This window comes from Variovorax sp. AB1(2024) (assembly GCF_037482385.2).
Classification (GTDB): domain Bacteria; phylum Pseudomonadota; class Gammaproteobacteria; order Burkholderiales; family Burkholderiaceae_C; genus Variovorax.
The window spans coordinates 3,239,977-3,259,283 of sequence record NZ_JBBHKP020000001.1 but is presented as its reverse complement, the minus strand read 5'-3'; the positions used below and the strand labels follow the sequence as shown (position 1 = coordinate 3,259,283).

At 67.6% G+C, this 19,307-nt stretch carries 16 protein-coding genes and 1 riboswitch; of the genes, 8 read left to right on the top strand and 8 right to left on the bottom strand.

Annotated elements, in window-relative coordinates; all coding sequences use genetic code 11:
* Positions 1-20: 20 nt before the first annotated feature.
* The 3 genes from WIX39_RS15195 (at position 21) to WIX39_RS15185 (ending at position 2,281) form a co-directional block, all read left to right on the top strand.
* Positions 21-782: a UDP-2,3-diacylglucosamine diphosphatase gene (locus tag WIX39_RS15195; protein ID WP_106934825.1), complete on the top strand. Its 762-nt coding sequence runs from the start codon at positions 21-23 to the stop codon at positions 780-782.
* Positions 783-799: 17 nt separating this feature from the next.
* Positions 800-1,603, top strand: coding sequence for a zinc-dependent peptidase (locus WIX39_RS15190; protein WP_106934826.1), 804 nt, complete (start codon positions 800-802; stop codon positions 1,601-1,603).
* An 81-nt stretch (positions 1,604-1,684) separates the two neighbouring features.
* Complete coding sequence (locus WIX39_RS15185; RefSeq protein WP_106934827.1) at positions 1,685-2,281, top strand: hypothetical protein; 597 nt, start codon at positions 1,685-1,687, stop codon at positions 2,279-2,281.
* Between the two features lie 81 nt (positions 2,282-2,362).
* Here WIX39_RS15185 and WIX39_RS15180 read toward each other — a convergent pair whose 3' ends face one another.
* Together WIX39_RS15180 and WIX39_RS15175 are read right to left on the bottom strand one after the other, a co-directional pair.
* Positions 2,363-5,194: a DUF349 domain-containing protein gene (locus WIX39_RS15180; protein ID WP_106934828.1), complete on the bottom strand. Its 2,832-nt coding sequence runs from the start codon at positions 5,192-5,194 to the stop codon at positions 2,363-2,365.
* A 201-nt stretch (positions 5,195-5,395) separates the two neighbouring features.
* On the bottom strand, positions 5,396-9,220 hold the full coding sequence (locus WIX39_RS15175) for a DUF748 domain-containing protein (RefSeq protein ID WP_106934829.1): 3,825 nt from the start codon (positions 9,218-9,220) through the stop codon (positions 5,396-5,398).
* Between WIX39_RS15175 and WIX39_RS15170 the strand changes: the two genes are divergently transcribed.
* The 4 genes from WIX39_RS15170 (at position 9,138) to nrdR (ending at position 12,651) form a co-directional block, all read left to right on the top strand.
* Positions 9,138-9,389: a hypothetical protein gene (locus WIX39_RS15170; protein WP_199851997.1), complete on the top strand. Its 252-nt coding sequence runs from the start codon at positions 9,138-9,140 to the stop codon at positions 9,387-9,389. The two genes, WIX39_RS15175 and WIX39_RS15170, sit on opposite strands and share 83 nt — an antisense overlap.
* Positions 9,390-9,895: 506 nt before the next feature.
* Complete coding sequence (locus WIX39_RS15165; RefSeq protein ID WP_081271168.1) at positions 9,896-10,747, top strand: lytic transglycosylase domain-containing protein; 852 nt, start codon at positions 9,896-9,898, stop codon at positions 10,745-10,747.
* 30 nt (positions 10,748-10,777) lie between these two features.
* A riboswitch (ZMP/ZTP riboswitch) is annotated at positions 10,778-10,903 on the top strand.
* Positions 10,904-10,944: 41 nt separating this feature from the next.
* Positions 10,945-12,189, top strand: a complete 1,245-nt coding sequence (glyA, locus tag WIX39_RS15160; RefSeq protein ID WP_081271167.1) for a serine hydroxymethyltransferase — start codon at positions 10,945-10,947, stop codon at positions 12,187-12,189.
* Between the two features lie 18 nt (positions 12,190-12,207).
* Positions 12,208-12,651 (top strand): transcriptional regulator NrdR, encoded by a 444-nt coding sequence (gene nrdR, locus WIX39_RS15155; protein ID WP_106934830.1) that lies wholly within the window; start codon positions 12,208-12,210, stop codon positions 12,649-12,651.
* A gap of 38 nt (positions 12,652-12,689) precedes the next feature.
* Here the strand turns inward: nrdR and WIX39_RS15150 are convergent, their stop codons facing one another.
* Genes WIX39_RS15150 through WIX39_RS15125 form a run of 6 tightly spaced genes read right to left on the bottom strand, consistent with a single transcriptional unit; the run spans position 12,690 to position 17,925 of the window.
* Entirely contained in the window at positions 12,690-13,151 is a 462-nt protein-coding gene (locus WIX39_RS15150) for a type IV pilin protein (RefSeq protein WP_106937477.1), read from the bottom strand.
* Between the two features lie 20 nt (positions 13,152-13,171).
* A complete protein-coding gene (locus WIX39_RS15145; protein WP_234382647.1) occupies positions 13,172-15,310 on the bottom strand; it encodes a pilus assembly protein in 2,139 nt (712 codons plus the stop codon).
* A 38-nt stretch (positions 15,311-15,348) separates the two neighbouring features.
* A complete protein-coding gene (locus WIX39_RS15140) occupies positions 15,349-16,035 on the bottom strand; it encodes a PilX N-terminal domain-containing pilus assembly protein (protein WP_106934832.1) in 687 nt (228 codons plus the stop codon).
* The gene (locus WIX39_RS15135; protein ID WP_106934833.1) at positions 16,032-16,856 is read right to left on the bottom strand and encodes a PilW family protein; all 825 of its coding nucleotides are present in this window, start codon (positions 16,854-16,856) and stop codon (positions 16,032-16,034) included. The genes WIX39_RS15140 and WIX39_RS15135 overlap by 4 nt, the downstream gene beginning before the upstream one ends.
* Entirely contained in the window at positions 16,853-17,404 is a 552-nt protein-coding gene (pilV, locus tag WIX39_RS15130; protein ID WP_267898715.1) for a type IV pilus modification protein PilV, read from the bottom strand. Before pilV ends, WIX39_RS15135 begins: the two co-directional genes overlap by 4 nt.
* A complete protein-coding gene (locus tag WIX39_RS15125; RefSeq protein WP_106937478.1) occupies positions 17,398-17,925 on the bottom strand; it encodes a GspH/FimT family pseudopilin in 528 nt (175 codons plus the stop codon). The genes pilV and WIX39_RS15125 overlap by 7 nt, the downstream gene beginning before the upstream one ends.
* Before the next feature lie 195 nt (positions 17,926-18,120).
* On the opposite strand from WIX39_RS15125, the gene ribD reads away from it, so the two are divergent.
* Positions 18,121-19,242 carry a bifunctional diaminohydroxyphosphoribosylaminopyrimidine deaminase/5-amino-6-(5-phosphoribosylamino)uracil reductase RibD gene (gene ribD / locus WIX39_RS15120; RefSeq protein WP_106934834.1) on the top strand — a complete coding sequence of 374 codons (1,122 nt, stop codon included), beginning with the start codon at positions 18,121-18,123 and terminating at the stop codon, positions 19,240-19,242.
* Positions 19,243-19,307: the final 65 nt, after the last annotated feature.

Here is a 19,307-nt window from a genome sequence, read left to right as displayed (position 1 = left end):
AGCCCCCGGTGGCGGCAGCGATGACGGTGTTCAATGAACTGGTGGCGCCCGCCACCTGGCGCACTGTCGACCTGATCTCCGACCTGCACCTGCAGGCCGGCGAGCCCGCCACTTTCGAGGCTTGGCAGGGCTACCTGCAGACCACGCCGGCCGACGCGCTGATCATCCTCGGCGACCTGTTCGAAGTATGGGTCGGCGACGATGCCGCCGCCCAGCCCGGCTTCGAGGCGCAATGCGCCGAACTGCTGCGCCGCACGGCGCAGCGGCTGCCGGTGTACTTCATGCACGGCAACCGCGACTTCCTGATCGGCCCCGCACTCGCGGCACGGTGCGGCTTCACGCTGCTCGACGACCCCACGGTGCTGGTGCTGCATGGCCAGCGATGGCTGCTGAGCCACGGCGACGCCCTCTGCCTCGAAGACACCGACTACCTCAAGTTCCGCGCCCAGGTGCGCACGCCCGCGTGGCAGGCCGCGTTTCTCGCGCGCCCGCTCGAGGAGCGCCGTGCGCTCGCGCGTTCGATGCGGGTGCAGAGCGAAGACCGCAAGCGCGATCCCTCCGTCGTCTGGGCCGACGTCGACACCGCCGCCGCGCGCCAATGGCTGCGGCAGGCCCAGGCCCACACGCTGGTGCACGGCCACACGCACCGCCCCGCCGACCACGACCTGGGCGAAGGCATGCGCCGCATCGTGCTGAGCGACTGGGACGCAGCCGCGCATCCGCCGCGCGCGCAATTGCTCTGTCTTTCCCCCGCCGGCGCCCAGCGCGTCGACCTGCGCTAGCCGCGCCGCCGCCGCCGATGTTCAAGTGGCTGCGCCGGTTGCGCGCCCTGCCCCCGATTCCCGATGCCGCATGGCAGGCGGTGCTCATGCGCTACGCCTTCCTCGCCGATCGCCCCGCCGCCGACCTGCAAAGGCTGCGCGCCCTCACCGCCGAGTTCCTGCGCGACAAGGAATTCCACGGCGCCCGCAACTTCAGCATCACCAATGAGGTGGCGCTGGCCATCGCCGCGCAGGCCGTGCTGCCGGTGCTGCATCTCAAGGGCGGCCTGGCCTGGTACGACGACTTCGTCGGCATCGTGGTGCACCGCTCCGAGGTCGTGGCCCGCCGCAAGGTGGTCGACGACGCGCAGGTCGTGCACGAGTACAACGAAGTCGTGGCCGGCGAGGCCATGGACCGCGGCCCCGTCATGCTGAGCTGGGACGACGTGCTCGCGAGCAGCATCACCTCGGACCGCGGCTACAACGTCGTGATCCACGAGTTCGCCCACAAGATCGACATGCGCAACGGCGACGCCAACGGCTGCCCGCCGCTGCCCGCCGGCTTTGCCGGCAAGCGCAGTGCGCGCGAGGCCCGCGCGGCGTGGATGGCCGTGATGAAGCCCGCCTACGAAGACTTCCGCGAAAAAACCATCCTGGCCGAACGCTTCGGCGCCGAGCCACCCTGGCTCGACGCCTACGGGGCGACATCGATCAGCGAGTTCTTCGCGGTCGCCTGCGAGGCCTATTTCGTGAACCGCCCGAATTTCAGCCGGGACTTCCCCGAAGTGCTCGCGATCTTCGATGAATTCTTTCTGCCTAAAAGGCCCCAATCCCAAGCCTGATCTCGATTGCTTGCTATTTATTTGATAGCGCTCCAGCCTTTACCATTGACGGGTTATCAACTCGCAAAAAAGGTAAACAACATGAGGGATTGGCTCTATCAACTCACTGGCAAGGCATGGCTCGCGCTGGTGATCGGCATCGGGATTCTGGGGTGGGCGGGCTACGCGCAATTCAAGGCCAACGCTGACACGCACGGCACCGCGGTCGAAGACCTGGTGGCCAGGAGCGGCACCATCGTCAGCGGCAGCGAAATCACGGAAACCACCAAGCGCCGGCGCGGCGGCAGCACCACGCGCCATTACTTCGTGCTCGATGCCAAGCTGGCCGACGGCAGCACCGAGAAATGGCGCGTGGACTACGCGGTCGGCCGCAGCAAGCTCGAGCCGCTGATCGACGAAGCAGTCGACGTACGCGTCGATCCCTCGGACAACAACCTCGTCTACGAGGTCAAGCTCAAGGGCCAGCCCGTGGTGTCGCTGGCCGATGTGCAGAAGATCATGGAAAACAAGGACAAGGCAGCCGCATCCAGCGCCACCGACAAGGGCACGCTGATCGTCGGCGCCGTTGCCCTGCTGCTGGGCATTGGCGGACTGCTCCTCCGGCGCCGCATCGCCAGCGGCCATGCGGCCGAACAGGCGGCGGCGGTGCAGACGCCAGTGATCGGCGAGAAAGTCTGACCCTCCCCCTGTCTGGCTCGCAGCCCAATGAAAAAGACGCCCGAGGGCGTCTTTTTTCATGGCCGAAAGAAAAGGCCGGCCTTACTTGCGCAGCAGTGCCTTCAGCGCATTCTGCAGGCGGCGGGCGCTCGCGGCGTCGTGCGCGGCGGCCAGCACCTTGCCGGCATCCTGGCCCCAGGTCTGGGCCGGCGCCGGATCGCCGCGCTTCGTCAGCAGCTTGAGCTGCAGCGCACGGCGTGCGTCGAGCTGCTCGGCGGGCGTCGGCACTTCGGCTGCCATTTCGAGGCGCAACAGCGCTTCGGCGGCATCGCTGGCGGCAGCGGTCGGCGCGGAGCCGATGGCCTGCGACCAGCCGGTGCGCACCGCCGGCGTCACCGCGCGGCCCAGTTCCTGGACGCTCGGCAGACGCGCCGCATCGCGCTGCTCCCAGGCGCCGAGCACCTGCGTCAGGGCTTCGCCGTGCGCCTGGGCGGCAAGCTTGCGCAGCGCCATGTCGGCGCGCTCGAGCGCTTCGCGCTGGGCGCGGAAGGCCGCGTCGCCGAGGCGCGGGCCGCGATCTTCACGCGGCGGACGGTCGCCGAAGCGGCCGCCAGGGGCGCCGCGATCACCGCGGTCACCGGAACGCGGCGCGCCGCGGTCGCCACCGGGGCGACCCGGGCCGCCCGCACCCGGCCGGCCGGCATCGCGCCGGTCACCGAAGCGGCCGCCGGCACCGCGAGCGGCGGGTGCCGCCTCGGCCTTCTTGCTGCTCGGACGGTCGTCGCCGCGCATGGCCACCACCGGCTTGGGAGCGGGCTTCGCCGCGGCGGCAGGGGCTTGCGCAGCGGCGTCGGTGCGTGCCGATGCATCGGCGCCATCGGCGGGCGCCACCAGATCGGCCGAAGCAGCGGGCGCCTCGGTGTGCGTGCCGGGCGAGGCTTCCGCGTCGCTCGGGCTGGGTGCCTGTTCGGCGCTCTCGCCGAATTCGGCGGCGGCCTGGCCCGGAGCCACGACCTCGGTCGCGCCGACCGACGGGCCGTCGCTCGCGGCGGCTGCCTGCTCGGCCTTTGGAGCCGGCGGCGGGGCTTCGCCGCGCAGCGCCGCTTCCAGGCGGGCGATGGCGGCGCGGATCTTCTGCACGTCGCCGCCGGCGTTGGCGGCATCGAGCGCCTTCGAGGCGTCGAGAACATGGCGGTCGTGCTCGCTCATGGCGGCCGACGCCTTTTCGCGCTCGGCCGTCTTGCGGTTGAAAGCCTCGTCGATGGGCGCGCGGAAAGCGTCCCACAGCTTCTGTTCGTGGCGGCGGTCGAGCGGCACGCTCTGCGCCTCGGCCTGCCAGCGCTGCTGCAGCGCCTTGACGGCGTCGATGCGCAGCATCGGCTGGGCGCCGAGCTCGGTCGCCTCGGCGATCATGGCCTGGCGGCGCTCGACGCTCGCCTTCTGCGCGGTCTCGAACGGTGCGCGGGCGGCGCCGAAGGCTTCGTTCCATTGCGGCTGCAGCTCGGCGAACACCTTCTCGCCCACATGGCCGGCATCGCGCCAGCGGTCGGCGAACTGGTGCAGCGCCCGGTTGTGGGCCTTCAGATCGGTGGCGCCGGCGTGTTCCGCCGCCCAGGCCTTGACCTCTTCGATCAGCGCCACGCGATGGGCGCGGTGCTCGGCGGCGTCGGCGCGAACCTTCTCCAGCCAGGCCTCGACCACCTTGTGGGCCTCGTTGCAGGCTTCGTCGAAGCGCTTCCACAGCGCGTGGTTCGGCACGCCGCCCTGGTCGGCCTGCTTCCACTGGTCGCGCAGGGCGCGCAGCGTTTCCTGCATCTTGCGGCCGCCGAGGGCCTGGCCTTCGGGACGCTTGAGCAGGCCTTCGGCCTTGGCGACGAGGTCTTCGCGGACCTTGTCGGCGCTCCAGCGCTGCCAGCCTTCGAGTTCGCCGGCGGCCACGAGCGCGGCATGCACGCGGGCTTCGAGCGGCGCCTCGACCAGCTTTCCGTGTTCCTTGAGCACGGCGCGCAGCGCGGCTGCGGCGCCGGCGCTGGCCTTGCCGTGGCCTTCGGCGGTTTCCTGCTCGAGCTTGGCGAGCGCGGCCTGCACCGCGTCTTGGGCGGCGGCGCGCACGGCCGGATCGACCTTGGGCGCGGCAGGGCGTGCCGGAGCGGCCACCTTGGGAGCCAGGACTTCACCGCGCGCGGCGCGCAGTTCGTCGGCCCACACGGGCACCGGCGGCAGCGGCGCCGCTGCGTCGGCGGAGGCGGCAATGGCCAGGGCCAACGCGCTATGGAAGGAATCGGACACCACCAGCAGCTGCGACTTCGACGATTCGAGTTGCGGCGCGAACTTGGCGTCCAGGCTGGTCCAGTTGGCATCGCCGGTGATTTCGGTCGCCTGCTGCTGCCAGTGGGCCACGTCGGCGCGCAGCGATTCCTCGGCGGCCTGGGCGTCCTGCCAGCCCTTGGTCGACAGCACTTCGAAGCGCTGGGCCAGCAGCACTGCGGCTTCGCGGTGCACCTGCGCGCGGTGCTGCAGGTCTTCGATGCCCTTGACGCGCTCCGCCAGCTTGAGCTTCAGGCCGGCCAGCGGTTCGCGCGACAGCGGTGCGCCGGCCTTGGCGGCGTCACGCTGCCACGCCAGCGCGTCCGCGATGTTGAGCTTGGACTGTGCAAGCAGCGCCTCGGCCTTCTGCGCCCATTCGGCGGCGATGGCCTCCTGGCCCTTGGCGCGCTTGAGTTCGTCGAGTTTTTCGCGCAGCAGGCGTGCAGCGCCCTTGTCGCGTCCGCTCAGCTCCTTGAAGACCTCCTGCATCTGCTCGGGCGCGGGGTTGCCAGCGAGCCAGTCGCGGATGCGCGCGGCGCGCTCGCCGGAAGTCGGCGCGGTGAAGGCGCCGCCGGTCAGCGTGTCGAGGGCCTGAATGTCGTGTGGCTTGGAAGAAGTAGAGGTCACTGCGCGAAATCGTTGTCTTAGTAGAGAAAGCGAAGGCGCCGGCAAAGGCCGGCGCACATCGACATTTTCACCCACTTGCGGCCGGCCGCCGAATTCCGCCCTGGAAACGTGGCGAGCCCGGGGTTGCTGGCTGGGAGATTGACGGACTACATATATAGCAAGCCGTGGAGAAAAACCAAGTCCCGAAGCGCTTGCGCCGCGTCACTTCATGGTGAGGCTGAGCTCGGCGCCCGGCTTCCAGTCGGCGCCGCTGGCGGTGGTGCGCACCGCGCCCAGGAACAGGCGCTCGCTCGGCACGCTCTTCGCAAGCAGGTAGTCGCGCACGGCCGCGCCGCGCTCGACCGCCAGCTGCCGCATCGACTCCTCGTCGACCGGCACGCTCGCGAACAGCAGGTTTTCCATGTCCTTGAGCGGCAGGTCCTTGGCAAGGCCGACGAGATTGCGCGGCTTCGTGATGTCCGCGCGCTTGTAGACGGCGGTCAGCAGCTCGGGGTATTCGGCATCGGTGACGGGCGGCACGTCGGTGCCGGCCTGGCCGCCGCGCACCGCGACGCGGCGCTTCTCCGCCAGGGTCAGCTGGCGCACGCGCTGGCGCTGGTAGGCGTCGCGCTCCTTTTCGAGGCTGGCGGTGCCCGCGACCGTCATCTGCAGCGTGGGCCGGTCGGTCAGGGCCTTCGCGACCTTGTCCAGGCTTTCCTTGGCGGCGGCGCTCAGGTCCGAGCTGCCGGCGTCGAAGGTGATGGCGCTCGACTCGCCGCTGCCGCCGCCCAGGCCACCGGTCAGCAAACTGAACGGCGCGGTCACGGCCTTGACGATCAGGTTGACCACCGCCTTCCAGATGAGCGGGCCGACGCTGAACTGCGGGTCGTTGAGCGAGCCGCTCAGCGGCAGGTCGACGTCGATCACGCCGTTGCGGTCGGCCAGCAGGGCCACCGCCAGCTTCACCGGCAGGCTGGCGGGCGCGCCCGCCACTTCGTCGCCGAACTGCAGCTGGTTGAGCACCAGCTTGTTGGTGGCCGTGAGCTGGCCGTCGGCCGCCACCTTGTAGTTGACGTCCATGCTCATCTTGCCGCGCTCGATGCCGTGGCCGGCGTAGCGCACCGAGTACGGCGACAGCGGCGCGAGGTCGAGGTCGCGCATCTTGGCGGTGATGTCGAGTTCGAGCGGCTTGACCAGCGGATTGAGCTTGCCGGTGATTTCCAGTGCCGCGGTCTGCTGCGCCTTGCCGCGCAGTTCGAGGTCGGCCAGCGCGGGCCGTCCGCCCTCGCCCTTCGGCGGATTGGACGAGAACGAACTGAGCTTGCCGGTCAGCTCGCTGAGGTCGGCCGAGTAGTTGGGCTTGACGAACAGGTCAGTGAAGTCGATCTTGCCGTGCACCAGGCTCATCGGGCCGAAGTTGATGACCGGCGCCAGGCCCGTATCGACCGCTGCCGACGCTGCCGGCGCCGCGGCGATTGCCGCCGGCCTGGCGGGTTCGGGCGCGCCGCCGACCATTTCCTCGGCCGATACCGAGCGACCTGCGGGCTTCTGCGCCGCCGCCCGGGCCGCCGTTGTGGTGGTGGTCGTTCCGCCCGGCCCCTTGCGGGTGCTGGCCTCGCCGGCCGCGGCGGCCGCGGCGTTGGCTTCCGCCTCGCCCTTCTTGGTAAGGCTCAGCAGGTTCAGCCGGCCGGTCGGGTCGACGATCACGCGGGCGAAGAAGTCCGTCAGCGTGGTCTCGCGCACATCGACCGCCGGGGCCGTGTTTGGCGCCATGCTGACTTGCAGGCCGCGCAGGCTCAGCGTCTTCCAGCTCAGCAACTGGTTGTTGTTGCGGTCGAAGCCCGGCGACTGCGTGAGAGAAATGCTGTTGGCCCGGAAGTCGTCGAGCGCGGAATCGCCGGCCAGCTTGATGCTCATGCCGGCAGGCGTGGCCGCGTAGCGCACGGTGCCGCGATAGCTCGCGAAGGCGCGGCGGATGTCGACGTTGAGCGCGTCGGCGTAGTAGGCCTTGAAGGCATGCGCCGGGAACGACGCCACCTCGAGCCGCCCCTCGGCCGCCAGCGGCTTGAGCACGACGTTGCCCCTGTAGTCGAAGCGCCCCGGCTCGGAGCGCCCGGAGCCGATGCGGCCCGACACTTCCAGCGGCGAAGTGGCGTTCGTTTCGGGGGCGAGCTTCTGGGCGAGCAGCTTGAACGCGGTGACTTCGATCGTCACCGGGGTCGCGGAAGCCTTGTCTGAATAAGAGAGCGCCCCGTTGTCGACGGCCAGCTTGCCGATGGTCAGCGCCCAGGGCTTGGTGTTGGCGCCGGGCTGCGGCGCCTCGGCGGCGGCGGGCTTCGGCGCCGCCACCTTGGCTTCGGCTTCCTTGGCGCCGTCGCCGGCCGGCGTCTTGAGCCAGCGCTCGAACATCCAGCGCTTCTCGTTGTCGCGCTCGATGCGCACCTTGGGATTGGTGGCGGTGAACGAAGCCACGTTCAGCGTGTGGTTCGTCATGTCGGCCTCGGCGTCGACCAGCTCGAAGCGCCCGACGCTGGCCAGCGCGGTCTTGGCCTGCGTCAGCGCGAGCCCGTCCGCGGCCAGGCGGCGGGCCTTGAACTTGAGGTTGGGCTGGGCCCAGGCGATGTCGATCTGGCCGCTGAGCTTGCCGTCGAGCGTGGGCTCCAGGCTCTGCGCCAGATAAGGCGCGGCCAGCGACAGCGGCAGCGCATCGACCTCGGTTTCCACGTTGGCCACCTTGTCGGTGGCGCTGCCCTTGAACTTGAGCGAGGCGCCGGCAATGGCGGTGCTGCCGTTGAACTGGGCCGGCTTGTCCATGGGCCAGGTGACGCCGGTGACATCGAATCCGAGTTCGGTCACGTCGATGGCCGCGGCGGGTTTGACTGTTTCGTCGCGCCAGCCGATACGGCCGCCGCTCAGCGCGAACTTGTCGACCTGCACCTTCAGCACCGGCTTCTCGGCCGGCTGGCCGGCTGGCGGGTTCGCGGGCGCCGCCGGAAGGGGCGCGGCCTTTTCGGTCGCGCCGGTGGCGGGGTCGGTGGCCAGCAGGTTGAGCTGGCCGGCGGCGTCGCGCGCCACCGCCAGCTGCGGATTGACCAGCGCGATCTCGCTCAGGTGGAACACCGACTCCAGCGGCCGCACGTCGTCCAGCGCGAGCTTGAGCGACTCGAAGGCCAGCAGGTCGCGCCCGCGAGCGTCGGCCACCTTGGTGGTGTGCGCCTCGACGGTGCCGGTGATCTTCAGTCCGTTGGTGGCGCCGTGCTCGAAGCCGATCTTCAGGTCGGCGTCGAGGCTGCCCGCCTGCAGGCGCACCGGCAGTCCGCCCGGGATGTAGCCGAGGTACGGCACCAGGTCGAGCCCCTTGAACTGCACGTGCGCGTCCGTCTTGCGGCTGTCGGCGAAGGGGGTGGTGAGAGCGGCGGAGTCGAACTTGCTGCCGTTGAGCACGAACGCCAGCTTGGGCTCTGTATTGATGTCGCGCTTCGAATCGAGGTTGCTCAGGAAAGGCACCTTGAGCACGAAGTCGCGCAGCTCATGCTTGCGCTTGACGGTCTGGTCGTCGAAGTCGACCGAGCCGCCATTGATCGCTATGTTGTAGACCGCGAAGCGCGCCGGCTTGGCCTTCGGGTCGGCGGGCGGGCCGGCCGACAGCCTGGCAAGGATGTCGTCGATGTCGTACTTGCCGTCGGCCTGGTGCGTGAGCAGGACGGACGGCGCGTCGATGGCCACGGCGTCGATCACCGGTGCGAGGCGGAAGATGGATTGCAGCTCGGCATCGGCATAGATGCGCTGGACGGCCAACTGCGACCTGCTGCCATCGGCGGTGGCTATGCGCAGATCGTTCAACGTGAGCTCCAGCGTCCAGGGCTTGAAGTCGACCTTGCCGACGGTCACTTGCCGGCCAAGCTTCTCGCTTGCGATCTTCTGGAGCTGGCTCTTGGCGATCGGCGGCACCGCCAGCCAGGCGATGACCCAGAAGGCCAACAACGACAGCAACGCGACGATCCCACGCCGCACCCATTTGTTCTGTTTGATCGAAGCTACGTCCATCGCCGGAGTGTGCCGCAAAGACGCTTCAACTCCCCGTTGGCGCAGCAACCGCAGCCGCGCTTCGGAAGAAATACCGCAAACACCGGAGAAGCTGCTGCGCAGTGCGCAGAAAAAGAAAGCCCGATGGCTCGACGAAGGTCTTGCCACCGGGCTTGATGGCGGGCGCTAGACCCATGCCATCGTTTCGCGCGACCGGAAGTCAATGGTTCCCGCCGTGCTGGCAGCAAGAGATTGCCACCGTGGATCCTCGGTCGTTCGAGCCCTCGACTTACACCTCAGGCTGCCTGACCTCGGAAAAATGCCTGAAAACCTCAGGCCCGTTCAGATTAGGCGCCGCACCCTTGCTTTGCAAATGCAATTTACAAAGGGATTTCACCTAAGACAAAACACCTCGAAACCATGAACTTTTTAAACAACTATTAGCATAAAGATGCAATTCCTTATGCTTGACCAGGTATTAACCCACGCTAGAATCCGGCCTGCCCTGACTGCCTGACGCAGAGGGGCCTCCCTGAATCCGCTGCCGAATCCCAACCGGCTTGATCAGGTCGCCGCGCTCCCAACCCACCTCCACTCCATGCGCGGAGCCTGATTCGTACCAATCCAAGCGCCGCTGCCTTCATCCATCGCCCTCACCGGCTTTGCGTATCAGGTGCCGCACAGAAAGGAAGAGCGATGAACAAGGCGTTCGATGCCACAGCCCGCGGGCTAAGGACCTTCGTGTCCGATGTGGCAGACGGCTTTTTTGAAATCACCCACAACGGGTTTGCACTGGTCGGCCTGGCCATCGTGTTCGCGGCCCTCGCCCTCGTGGCGCGGCCCGACCTGCGCAAGACCGGCGAAGAGCAACTGATGGGCTGGCTGCAGTCGCGCAAGCCCGCGCCTGAAGCCACCGACCTCGAGCCGACCGCCATCGAGCGCACAACCGCCGCGAGCCCCAGCGACCTGCCCAAGCAGCAGGCCGCCGTGGCTTACTGGCTGAGCAAGAAGTACAGCGTGGCGCCCGAGCCGCTGAGCGTGCTCGTCGCCGAGGCCTACAACATCGGCAAGCGCACCAAGCTCGACCCGACGTTGATCCTGGCCATCATGGCCGTGGAATCCAGTTTCAACCCCTTTGCCCAGAGCCACGTCGGCGCCCAGGGCCTGATGCAGGTCATGACCCGCGTGCATGGCGACAAGTATGAAAGCGCGGGCGGCACGCTCACCGCCTTCGACCCCGTGACCAACATGCGCGTCGGGGTCAAAGTGCTGCAGGAATGCATCGCCCGCGCCGGATCGCTCGAAGGCGGCCTGCGCTACTACGTGGGCGCGGCCAACCTCGAAGACGACGGCGGCTACGCCGGCAAGGTGATGGCCGAGCACGAGCGCCTGCTGCAGGTTGCCAGCGGCCGCGCGCCGTCGGTGCTGCCGCCCCGCACGACCGTGCGCGCGCAGCCGATTCCGGTCGTGACGCCCGCACCCGCGCCGGTCAAGGCCGATGAAGGCTCCGAACCCGCCAAGGTCGCCCTGCTTTCCGGCGTTTCCTGAAGCTGTCCTGGCCGGGTGTGAGCTACACTCGGCCTCGTACGCGACTGGCGATAGGCGCAGCACCCGAAAAAGGTGCCCCGCGCTGACGTGGAATACCACTGGGAAGCGTACCGCCTGGCCACAACAGGCGTTCAGCCGTTCGCCTGGGCAGCCCTTGTTTGGTTGAAGAACAAGGACCTCGTCTTCAAAGGACTGCCATGTACCAACGCAATATCCTGGTCGAACAGACCGATCCCGAAATCTGGGCCGCCATTCAAGCCGAAAACGCGCGCCAGGAACACCACATCGAGCTGATCGCCAGCGAGAACTACGCCTCGCCGGCCGTCATGGCCGCCCAGGGCTCGCAGCTCACCAACAAGTACGCCGAAGGTTACCCGGGCAAGCGCTACTACGGCGGCTGCGAGCACGTCGACGTGGCCGAGCAGCTGGCCATCGACCGCGTCAAGCAGATCTTCGGCGCCGACGCCGCCAACGTGCAGCCGCATTGCGGCGCTTCTGCCAACGAAGCCGTGATGCTCGCCTTCCTGAAGCCCGGCGACACCATCATGGGCATGAGCCTGGCCGAAGGCGGCCACCTGACCCACGGCATGCCGCTGAACATGAGCGGCAAGTGGTTCAACGTGGTGAGCTACGGCCTCGACGCCAACGAAGCCATCGACTACGACGCGATGGAACGCAAGGCGCACGAGCACATGCCCAAGCTGATCATCGCGGGCGCTTCGGCCTACTCGCTGCGCATCGACTTCGAACGCTTCGCCAAGGTGGCCAAGGACGTCGGCGCGATCTTCATGGTCGACATCGCCCACTACGCCGGCCTCGTGGCCGCGGGCGTGTACCCCAACCCGGTGCCGCACGCCGACATCGTCACCTCCACCACCCACAAGAGCCTGCGCGGCCCGCGCGGCGGCATCATCCTGATGAAGTCGCAGCACGAGAAAGCCATCAACAGCGCGATCTTCCCCGGCCTGCAAGGCGGCCCGCTGATGCACGTGATCGCCGCCAAGGCCGTCGCGTTCAAGGAAGCCATGTCGCCCGAGTTCAAGGCCTACCAGCAACAGGTGGTCAAGAACGCTCAGATCGTGGCCGACACCCTCACCGAGCGCGGCCTGCGCATCGTGAGCGGCCGCACCGAAAGCCACGTGATGCTGGTCGACCTGCGCGCCAAGGGCATCACCGGCAAGGAAGCCGAAGCCGTGCTGGGCAGCGCCCACATGACGATCAACAAGAACGCGATCCCCAACGACCCGGAAAAGCCGATGGTCACCAGCGGCGTGCGCATCGGCACTCCCGCCATGACCACCCGCGGCTTCAAGGACGAAGAGGCCCGCATCACCGCGAACCTGGTCGCCGACGTGCTCGAGAACCCGCGCGACGCGGCGAACATCGACGCCGTGCGCGCCAAGGTGCATGCGCTGACGAGCCGTTTCCCTGTCTACCGCTGAGCCGGAAGTCCTGACCGCATGAAATGCCCTTTTTGCGGTCATCTTGAAACGCAGGTCGTCGAGACCCGCGTTTCGGAAGACGCCGACTTCGTCCGCAGGCGCCGCCAGTGCAGCGCCTGCGACAAGCGCTTCACCACCTACGAGCGGCCCGACGTCAACTTCCCGGTCGTCGTCAAGAAGGACGGCAGCCGCGCCGACTTCGATTCGTCGAAGGTGCGCGCCTCGATGATGCTGGCGCTGCGCAAGCGCCCGGTGAGCATCGAGCAGATCGACAACGCCCTGCTTCGCATCGAACAGAAGCTGCTGGCCAGCGGCCTGCGCGAAATCGACTCGACCAAGGTGGGCGAGCTCGTGATGCGCGAACTCAAGAAGCTCGACAAGGTCGCCTACGTGCGCTTTGCATCGGTGTACCGCAGCTTCGAGGACGTGGACGAATTCAGGCAGTTGCTGCGCGACATCTGAGCCGCGACGGCAACCGCCGCAGCACTCTCACAGGCACCTCAACGGTTCCAGCAAAGCTGCACCAGCGCACTCGATGCGTCGGTGCTATTGCCGGCCAGCTTGACGCCCTGGTGGTTGACCGTGAGCGTCCCGCACTCGTCGTTGCGCGAAGCCCGCGCAGGAACGGCTTGCAAGGTGTAGCTGGTCTCGTTTCTTGAGACAAAGCTGATGGCATAGTTCGCCGTGCCGGACGGTGGCGACTGCCCCAGTCCTGCCGGCAGCGCGACGGTCGGCGGGGGGTAGCGTCCATTGGCGGTCATGTAGCGCTCGGTCCACTGCGCCGCCTGCAACAGCTGTTGCTTGGCATCGGCGCGCTTGGCCCGCAGCACGTAGCGCGTGTAGCAGGGGTAGGCAATGGCGGCGAGGATGCCGATCACCGCCGTTACGATCATCAGCTCGATCAACGTGAAGCCGCGCGAGCGGATCTGTTTGCGGCGCGGCGGCTTGGAATAGCTGTTCATGGTTTGCCTCGGCTGCGCCATCAGTTCGACGGCGACAGCAGATTGCGCCAGCCGAAACGGCGCACGATGTCAGGCCTTATCGGCGCCTTGCACTCGCCGGCCGCATTGCAGATCACGTCCTTGCCCTTCTCCCGGCCCTGCGGCTCGAAGACGATGTCGTCCTTGCCCGAGCTGTTACGGAAACCGAGATAGCTGGTCGTGGTGGTGGTGGCTGTGCCGTAGTCAATGCCGTCGGGCGCGGAGCCGTCGAAGAAGTCGACCACCATCGACCATCCGTCGTCGTTGGTGCCCGCAGTACAGTCGAGCGCGTTGCTGCCGGAGCCGGGAACGGTGCTCGAGAACAGGCCGGCGCTGCTGCTCAAGGCGTCGCCCGGATAGACGATGCGCTCCTTGGCGGCCGGCAGCTGAAAATACCAGCCACGCTTGGCGCGCGAGCCGCTGTAGCTCACGCTGTTGTTCGAGACGTTGCGGAACTCGCCACCGTCTGTCTCGACAGTGGTGCCACCGACGGTCTGCGCCACCAGGTCGGTCAGCACGGCCGTGCCTGTCGTGCCGTTGGCCCCGTCCCGGATGCCGTAGAGATACTGGTTGGCGGTATTGCTGTCGTCACCGACGGCGAACAGCCTTCCCGTGCCGAACACCACCATGTAGCCGCCGAGCGGATGGCCGGCGACCACCGGCGCCGCGGTGATCGGCTGCGTGGCGCCGGCCGCGAACAGCGGCACGTTGTCGAGGCTCGATGCAGTGGGTGCGGAGCCCAGGGTCGCTTTCCACTTGCTGCCGTCGCGGTCGCTCAGGTCGAAGCGCCACATGTTGCCCAGCAGGTCGCCCGCATAGGCGAGGTCGACCTTGCCGTCGCCGTCACGGTCGATCACCCGCGGAGCCGACAGTCCGTTGCCGGTGCCCGCGCCCTGCGTGACGGGCGCCGGGATCTTGAGGATCGATTGGTCGCCGTCGAGATACTGGATCCACAGCATCGCCTTCTCGCTCGTGCTGTTGTAGCCGTTGCCCAGGATCACGGCCTTGCGGCCGTTGTTCAGCGGGGCCAGTTGCAGTGCGCGCCTCGAGAAGGAGTCGAGCGCGGGTTGCTGAAACTGATGGCCCAGGTCGTCGTCGGAAAGCGCGGTCGTGTCGATGAGTGCCGTTTCGCGGGCCATGGTCTCGTCGATGTCCTGGGGCTTGGTGACGTCGAGCACGAAGTAGCCCTTGCCGCCCGCCCCCAGCGTGCCCACGAGGAAAGACTTCCATGCAGCCACTTTCTCGGCATCGGTGGTCGAGGCGGTGGCGGTCGCACCCATGTAAATGTCAGCCACGAAGGGGCTGCCGTCGACGTAGTACCTGTGCGAATAACTGCCTTCGCTGAGCCGCTTGAGCTTTGGCGCGGCCGCCGTGCCGTAGAGCCCTTCGGGCACATAGGCGAACGCTTCCTGTCCAGAGCCCGCGTCGAAGGCGTGCAGCATGCCGTCGTTGGCGCCCACGTAGACCATCGGCGTGCGGGCGATCGAGGCAAATTTGGCATAGGCATCGCTGGTGAAGCCGCTGTTGGGCTTTCCCGCGTACCAGACGCCGGAGCCCACGATGTCGCCAAGCACATGCCCGCGTTTGCGCAGTTGCAGGCCCGCGCCCTCGTTGCTGCGGTCTCCGCGCAGGAAGTCGAGCACGGCCCGCCCGAGCGCGGTGTCTTTGTCATCGGTGCTGGTGGTTCCCTTGAGCGCGGCTTTTTGCGTGTCGCTCAGGTTGGCCCAGCGGAACGGAATTCCGGTGCCCCTTGTCGCAGCGCTGGTAGCCGTTGCAGCAGCGGTGCCCGAGAAGCTGAGCACCTTGCGGTTGCTGCCGTGCGCGCCCGCCGCCGCCATGCGGGTGTCGAGCAGGTCGCGTGCGGACCATTGGGCCACGCTCGCCAGCCGGCCGTCGGCGCCGAACCTGGTAGCGGTGAGCGTGCCCGACCAGTTGGCCATGTCGTAGCCCGCCCTGTAGACCGCCGTGCCGGTCGAAACCCTGGAGGCGCTGGCCGAAATAGAAACAGCCGTGATCGGGCGATCCACCGAGCCGGGGTAGCTTACGCTGCAGCTTAGCCTCGGCGCCGGTGCCAGCGGGTACTGCGCTGCGTAGCCGACGCCCTGCGCCAGCATCAGGCCGGACACTGCGGCAGCCCTCAAGAAACATTTGATCTTCATGCTTCGCCCTGCCACGCTGTTCAATTCATCCTGGCGGCGACCGGATCAGGATCGAAGGCCATCTGCAATTCGACCTGCGTGCCGCCCGCAGTGCTCGCGCTGCGAGTGCCCGTGGCGACCGCAGTGATCCGATACAAGGGATATTTGCCGTTCTTGCGGTCGATGACCTCGATCCAGTACTTCGCATTGCGCAGCGCCGGATTGCCGGCGTGGGGTGCCCCGGTGAATTGCCCATATGACGCGTGCTCGCTCGCATACGGATTGCGGCTCCAGAACCGGTAGGCCTCGCTCCCGGACGCCGCCGCGACCGAATCGGGCGCGGCGAAGTAGCAGATACCTTGCTCGCAGCTGTTGGCGCCGTCGTTCATGTAGACGGTCACCCAACCGGTGTCGCGGTCGGGAAAGACGCGGCCGTCTTCGGCCCTGCGGCAGGGCGACTTCGGGAGTCCGGCGCAGGCAACGTAGGTCTCGGTCGAGTCGGCATAGGCCAGCTGCCGGATGTCTCGCTCGGCGTCGAGCAGCGCCGCCTCGGCAGCCTCGAAGGCCCGCTGATGCTCGCGCTGGTTGCCCGCCACCGACTCGAGCAACAGGGCGGTCCGCGCACCGGCCAGCGCCAGCAGGGCCGAGAGCAGCAGCATGGTCAGCACGATGAAGAGCGAAAACCCGTGCTGCGCCGCAGGCGTGCGGCGGTCGACGAGGTGCCTCATGGCGCCTCCAGGTTGTTGCGCAGTGCGAAGACAGCCGTGTAGACGCGTCGCAGCTTGCCGTCACGGGTGGTTTTCGCCGCGCCGTCGCAGTCGGTGTAGTCACCGCCCGGATTGCTACTCGAGTTGCCCGCAAGTTGCAGGCAGACCCGTACCGTGCGGACCCGGTTGAAATTCTCGACGCCGGCTGCCGTCACGTAGCGCACCACTGCTTCGTTTCCCGCGCCGGCGCTCACGCCGTACATCACATCGAAGCGCTCCACGCCGTCGATGAGCGGCTGCGGTGCGGCATTGCCGCTGCCCCGACATCTCAGCGTCCCATTCTCGACCGCGAACTCGCTGGTGATCAACCGCACGTTTTCCGGGTCGGCGGGATGGGCCGCGTCGTAGGTGACGCCCGCCGCGCTCTTGGCGCGCTGACCCAGGCAGTCCTTGAAGTAGTCGGGGCTCGGCGCGTAGCCGACCTTCAGCGTGTCGTTCCCCGAACCGCTCTTCGACTCTTCTCCCTTGATGGCGAAGAACGCCGGTTCGTTCTTGAAAAGGGTGTCCTTGTCCGGGTTGACGTTGAAGTAATACAGCGGCTGCGTGGCGTCGAGAGGCGTGTAGCCGGCCTGCCGTATCTGCTGGCCCAACATCCTGAACGCCAACGCAGAGGACTGGTTGAGCACATGCACGTCGTCACCCGCCATGGCTGCGGTGCGGGTGCCGAGCATGCTCGCAACGGCGGCCAGCACCACCACCGAGCCGATGACCAGTGCGACGAGAAACTCGACCAGCGTGAAACCGGCATGCCGCGCGCAAGGGAAGAACGCCTTGCCGTTCATGGCTGCGGCGCCGCTACGACGAGTTCGATACACGCCTTGCGCTCCGGACAGTTCCACTCCGGGTCCGGCGCGATCGGGTTGGCGACGGCAGGCTCGTCCCAGGCGATATGCACGAACAGCAAACCGCCGGCCGTCGCCTTGCTCTGTATGTCGGCCAGTCCACCCGGTAGCGCGTCCGCCGCCGCGCGCTTCCAGCGCCACAGATCGTCGGCCGCGAGCTGGGTGGCGCTGCAATGGGCGCCGGCCCCGACGCATGAAGGCTCGGGACCCGTTGGGTCCGCTGGCGACCAGTCGGTCACGTAGGGGCTGTCCGCTACAGCGCCTGGAAAGCGGTTGGCACGTATCCGGTCGGCGATGTCGCCTGCCAGTCGCACCACGATGCTCCGGTTGCTGGCGCCCGCGCTTTCGGAAAGCACGCGCAACTGGAAGCCGGCCAGCACGAGCAGGCCGAACGAAAGCACGACAACGGCCACCATGACCTCGATCATCGAAAAGCCCGCTTGCCTCAAGCCCTGCCCATGCGGCTTGCGAGTCGGAGCGCTCAGCACTTGTCGCGCCCCTTGGCCACTCGAAGGCGCCCGGCACGCGAAACGCACAACATCACGGCGCGGGACGATCCGGCCTTTCCTGTCGGGTAGAGGCGGAAGCTGTCACCGCCGTCGGAGTCGCCCATGGCGTCGAACGACATGACGCCGGGCGCGGTTTTCCTCACCTCGACCCGCGCATCGGGCTCCTGGCGCCTGAGGGTTTCCACGGCGTCGCCGCTTCCGACCAGGGTGTCCCAGCCACAACTCCAGCCTTTGTCGACGCACCCGGGACGCGCCCGGATAGTCACGGTCTTTCCGCGCCGGGCCGCCTCGAAGCGCGCGTGGCCCACGCTCGCCGTCAGGGCCGAGGCCATGCCCTCGACGCGATACTTTTCAACCAGGCTGACGAAACTTGGCAGCGCCACTGCCAGCAAGATGATCACCAAAGCAATTGCAACCATCATTTCGACGAGGGTGAAGCCCCGTCGCCTACCGCTATGGCGCGCATGCGCCCGCGAGGACGCGCAAAATCCGTTGTTCATGTTGTACGTTCCGCCGCGTCGCATTCCAGTGCTCCGGCGGATAGCTCCCTGACTCTTCGATATTCGGAAAATTCTATTTTTCAATTCCTGCCGACGCGCCAATTCGATGACGGACGGTCAAGAAAAATGGACAAATGGCTTCCCGTTTTCAATTGCCTTGAAAATTCAATACTCAGGCAATTCAAGTTAAAAGAAATGACAAATCAAACCGCGAATTTCATGATTCAGGCGCTGAATCTCGCGCGCCAGGCCGGCCCCGAGACCGATCCCAATCCCCGCGTCGGCTGCGTGCTGGTCGCCGCGAACGGCGACGTGATCGGCCAGGGCCACACCCAGCAGGTCGGCGGCCCGCATGCCGAAGTCATGGCGTTGCGCGATGCTGCGGCGCGGGGCAATTCCGCCGTTGGCGCGACTGCCTGGGTCACGCTGGAGCCCTGCGCCCACCATGGCCGCACCGGCCCTTGCTGCGACGCGCTGATCGCGGCGGGCGTGAGCCGCGTCGTCGCGTCCCTCACCGACCCCAACCCGCTGGTCGCCGGGCAGGGATTCGAGCGGCTGCGCGCCGCGGGCGTCGAGGTCGAAACCGGGCCGGGGGCGCAGGAGGCTAGGGAACTCAACATCGGCTTCCTGAGCCGCATGGTCCGCAAGACCCCGTGGGTAAGGATGAAAGTCGCCGCGTCGCTCGACGGCAAGACCGGTCTCGAGAACGGCGTGAGCCAGTGGATCACCTCGGAAGCCGCCCGCGCCGACGGCCACGCCTGGCGGGCCCGCGCCAGCGCGGTGCTGACCGGCGTCGGAACCGTGCTTGAGGACAACCCGCGCCTGGATGTGCGCCTGGTCCGGACCCCGCGCCAGCCGCATCTGGTCGTGGTGGACAGCCGGCTGCAGACGCCGCCCGACGCGAACATCTTCATCGAAGGCCGCGCCGTCTGGATCTACGCGGCCAGCCACGACGACGAGAAAGCCAAGGCGCTGAAGGCAAGGGGCGCCACCGTCACCTGCCTTCCCGATGCCAATGGCAAGGTCGACCTGGGCGCCATGCTGAAAGACCTGGCGGCGCGCGGCGTGAACGAACTGCACGTCGAATCGGGCCACAAGCTCAACGGCTCGCTGCTGCGCGAAGGCTGTGTAGACGAATTGCTGGTCTACCTGGCGCCCAAGCTGATCGGCAGCGGCCTGGACATCGCGAGCCACCTGCATTCGGACGGTCCGCTGACTTCGCTGGCCGGCGCCCTGCCCCTCGAATTCAAGTCCGTCGACATGCTCGGCCCCGATCTGCGCATCGTGGCCCGGATCGCCGGGAGGGACGCGTTCTAGCCTCCGGCGCACGAGCGGCCGCCGCCGGGCCGCCCCAAGGCGGACCGCGCCTCCCCCTCGGGGGG

Excerpts from the sequence above, each read along its gene's own strand:
- nrdR (WP_106934830.1), top strand. The coding sequence starts at position 12,208 with ATGAAATGCCCTTTTTGCGGTCATCTTGAAACGCAGGTCGTCGAGACC.
- WIX39_RS15140 (WP_106934832.1), bottom strand. The coding sequence starts at position 16,035 with ATGAGGCACCTCGTCGACCGCCGCACGCCTGCGGCGCAGCACGGGTTT.
- WIX39_RS15135 (WP_106934833.1), bottom strand. The coding sequence starts at position 16,856 with ATGAACGGCAAGGCGTTCTTCCCTTGCGCGCGGCATGCCGGTTTCACG.
- WIX39_RS15165 (WP_081271168.1), top strand. The coding sequence starts at position 9,896 with ATGAACAAGGCGTTCGATGCCACAGCCCGCGGGCTAAGGACCTTCGTG.
- WIX39_RS15175 (WP_106934829.1), bottom strand. The coding sequence starts at position 9,220 with ATGGACGTAGCTTCGATCAAACAGAACAAATGGGTGCGGCGTGGGATC.
- WIX39_RS15150 (WP_106937477.1), bottom strand. The coding sequence starts at position 13,151 with ATGAACAGCTATTCCAAGCCGCCGCGCCGCAAACAGATCCGCTCGCGC.
- WIX39_RS15195 (WP_106934825.1), top strand. The coding sequence starts at position 21 with ATGACGGTGTTCAATGAACTGGTGGCGCCCGCCACCTGGCGCACTGTC.
- ribD (WP_106934834.1), top strand. The coding sequence starts at position 18,121 with ATGACAAATCAAACCGCGAATTTCATGATTCAGGCGCTGAATCTCGCG.
- glyA (WP_081271167.1), top strand. The coding sequence starts at position 10,945 with ATGTACCAACGCAATATCCTGGTCGAACAGACCGATCCCGAAATCTGG.
- WIX39_RS15190 (WP_106934826.1), top strand. The coding sequence starts at position 800 with ATGTTCAAGTGGCTGCGCCGGTTGCGCGCCCTGCCCCCGATTCCCGAT.
- WIX39_RS15185 (WP_106934827.1), top strand. The coding sequence starts at position 1,685 with ATGAGGGATTGGCTCTATCAACTCACTGGCAAGGCATGGCTCGCGCTG.
- WIX39_RS15170 (WP_199851997.1), top strand. The coding sequence starts at position 9,138 with ATGACCCAGAAGGCCAACAACGACAGCAACGCGACGATCCCACGCCGC.
- WIX39_RS15125 (WP_106937478.1), bottom strand. The coding sequence starts at position 17,925 with ATGAACAACGGATTTTGCGCGTCCTCGCGGGCGCATGCGCGCCATAGC.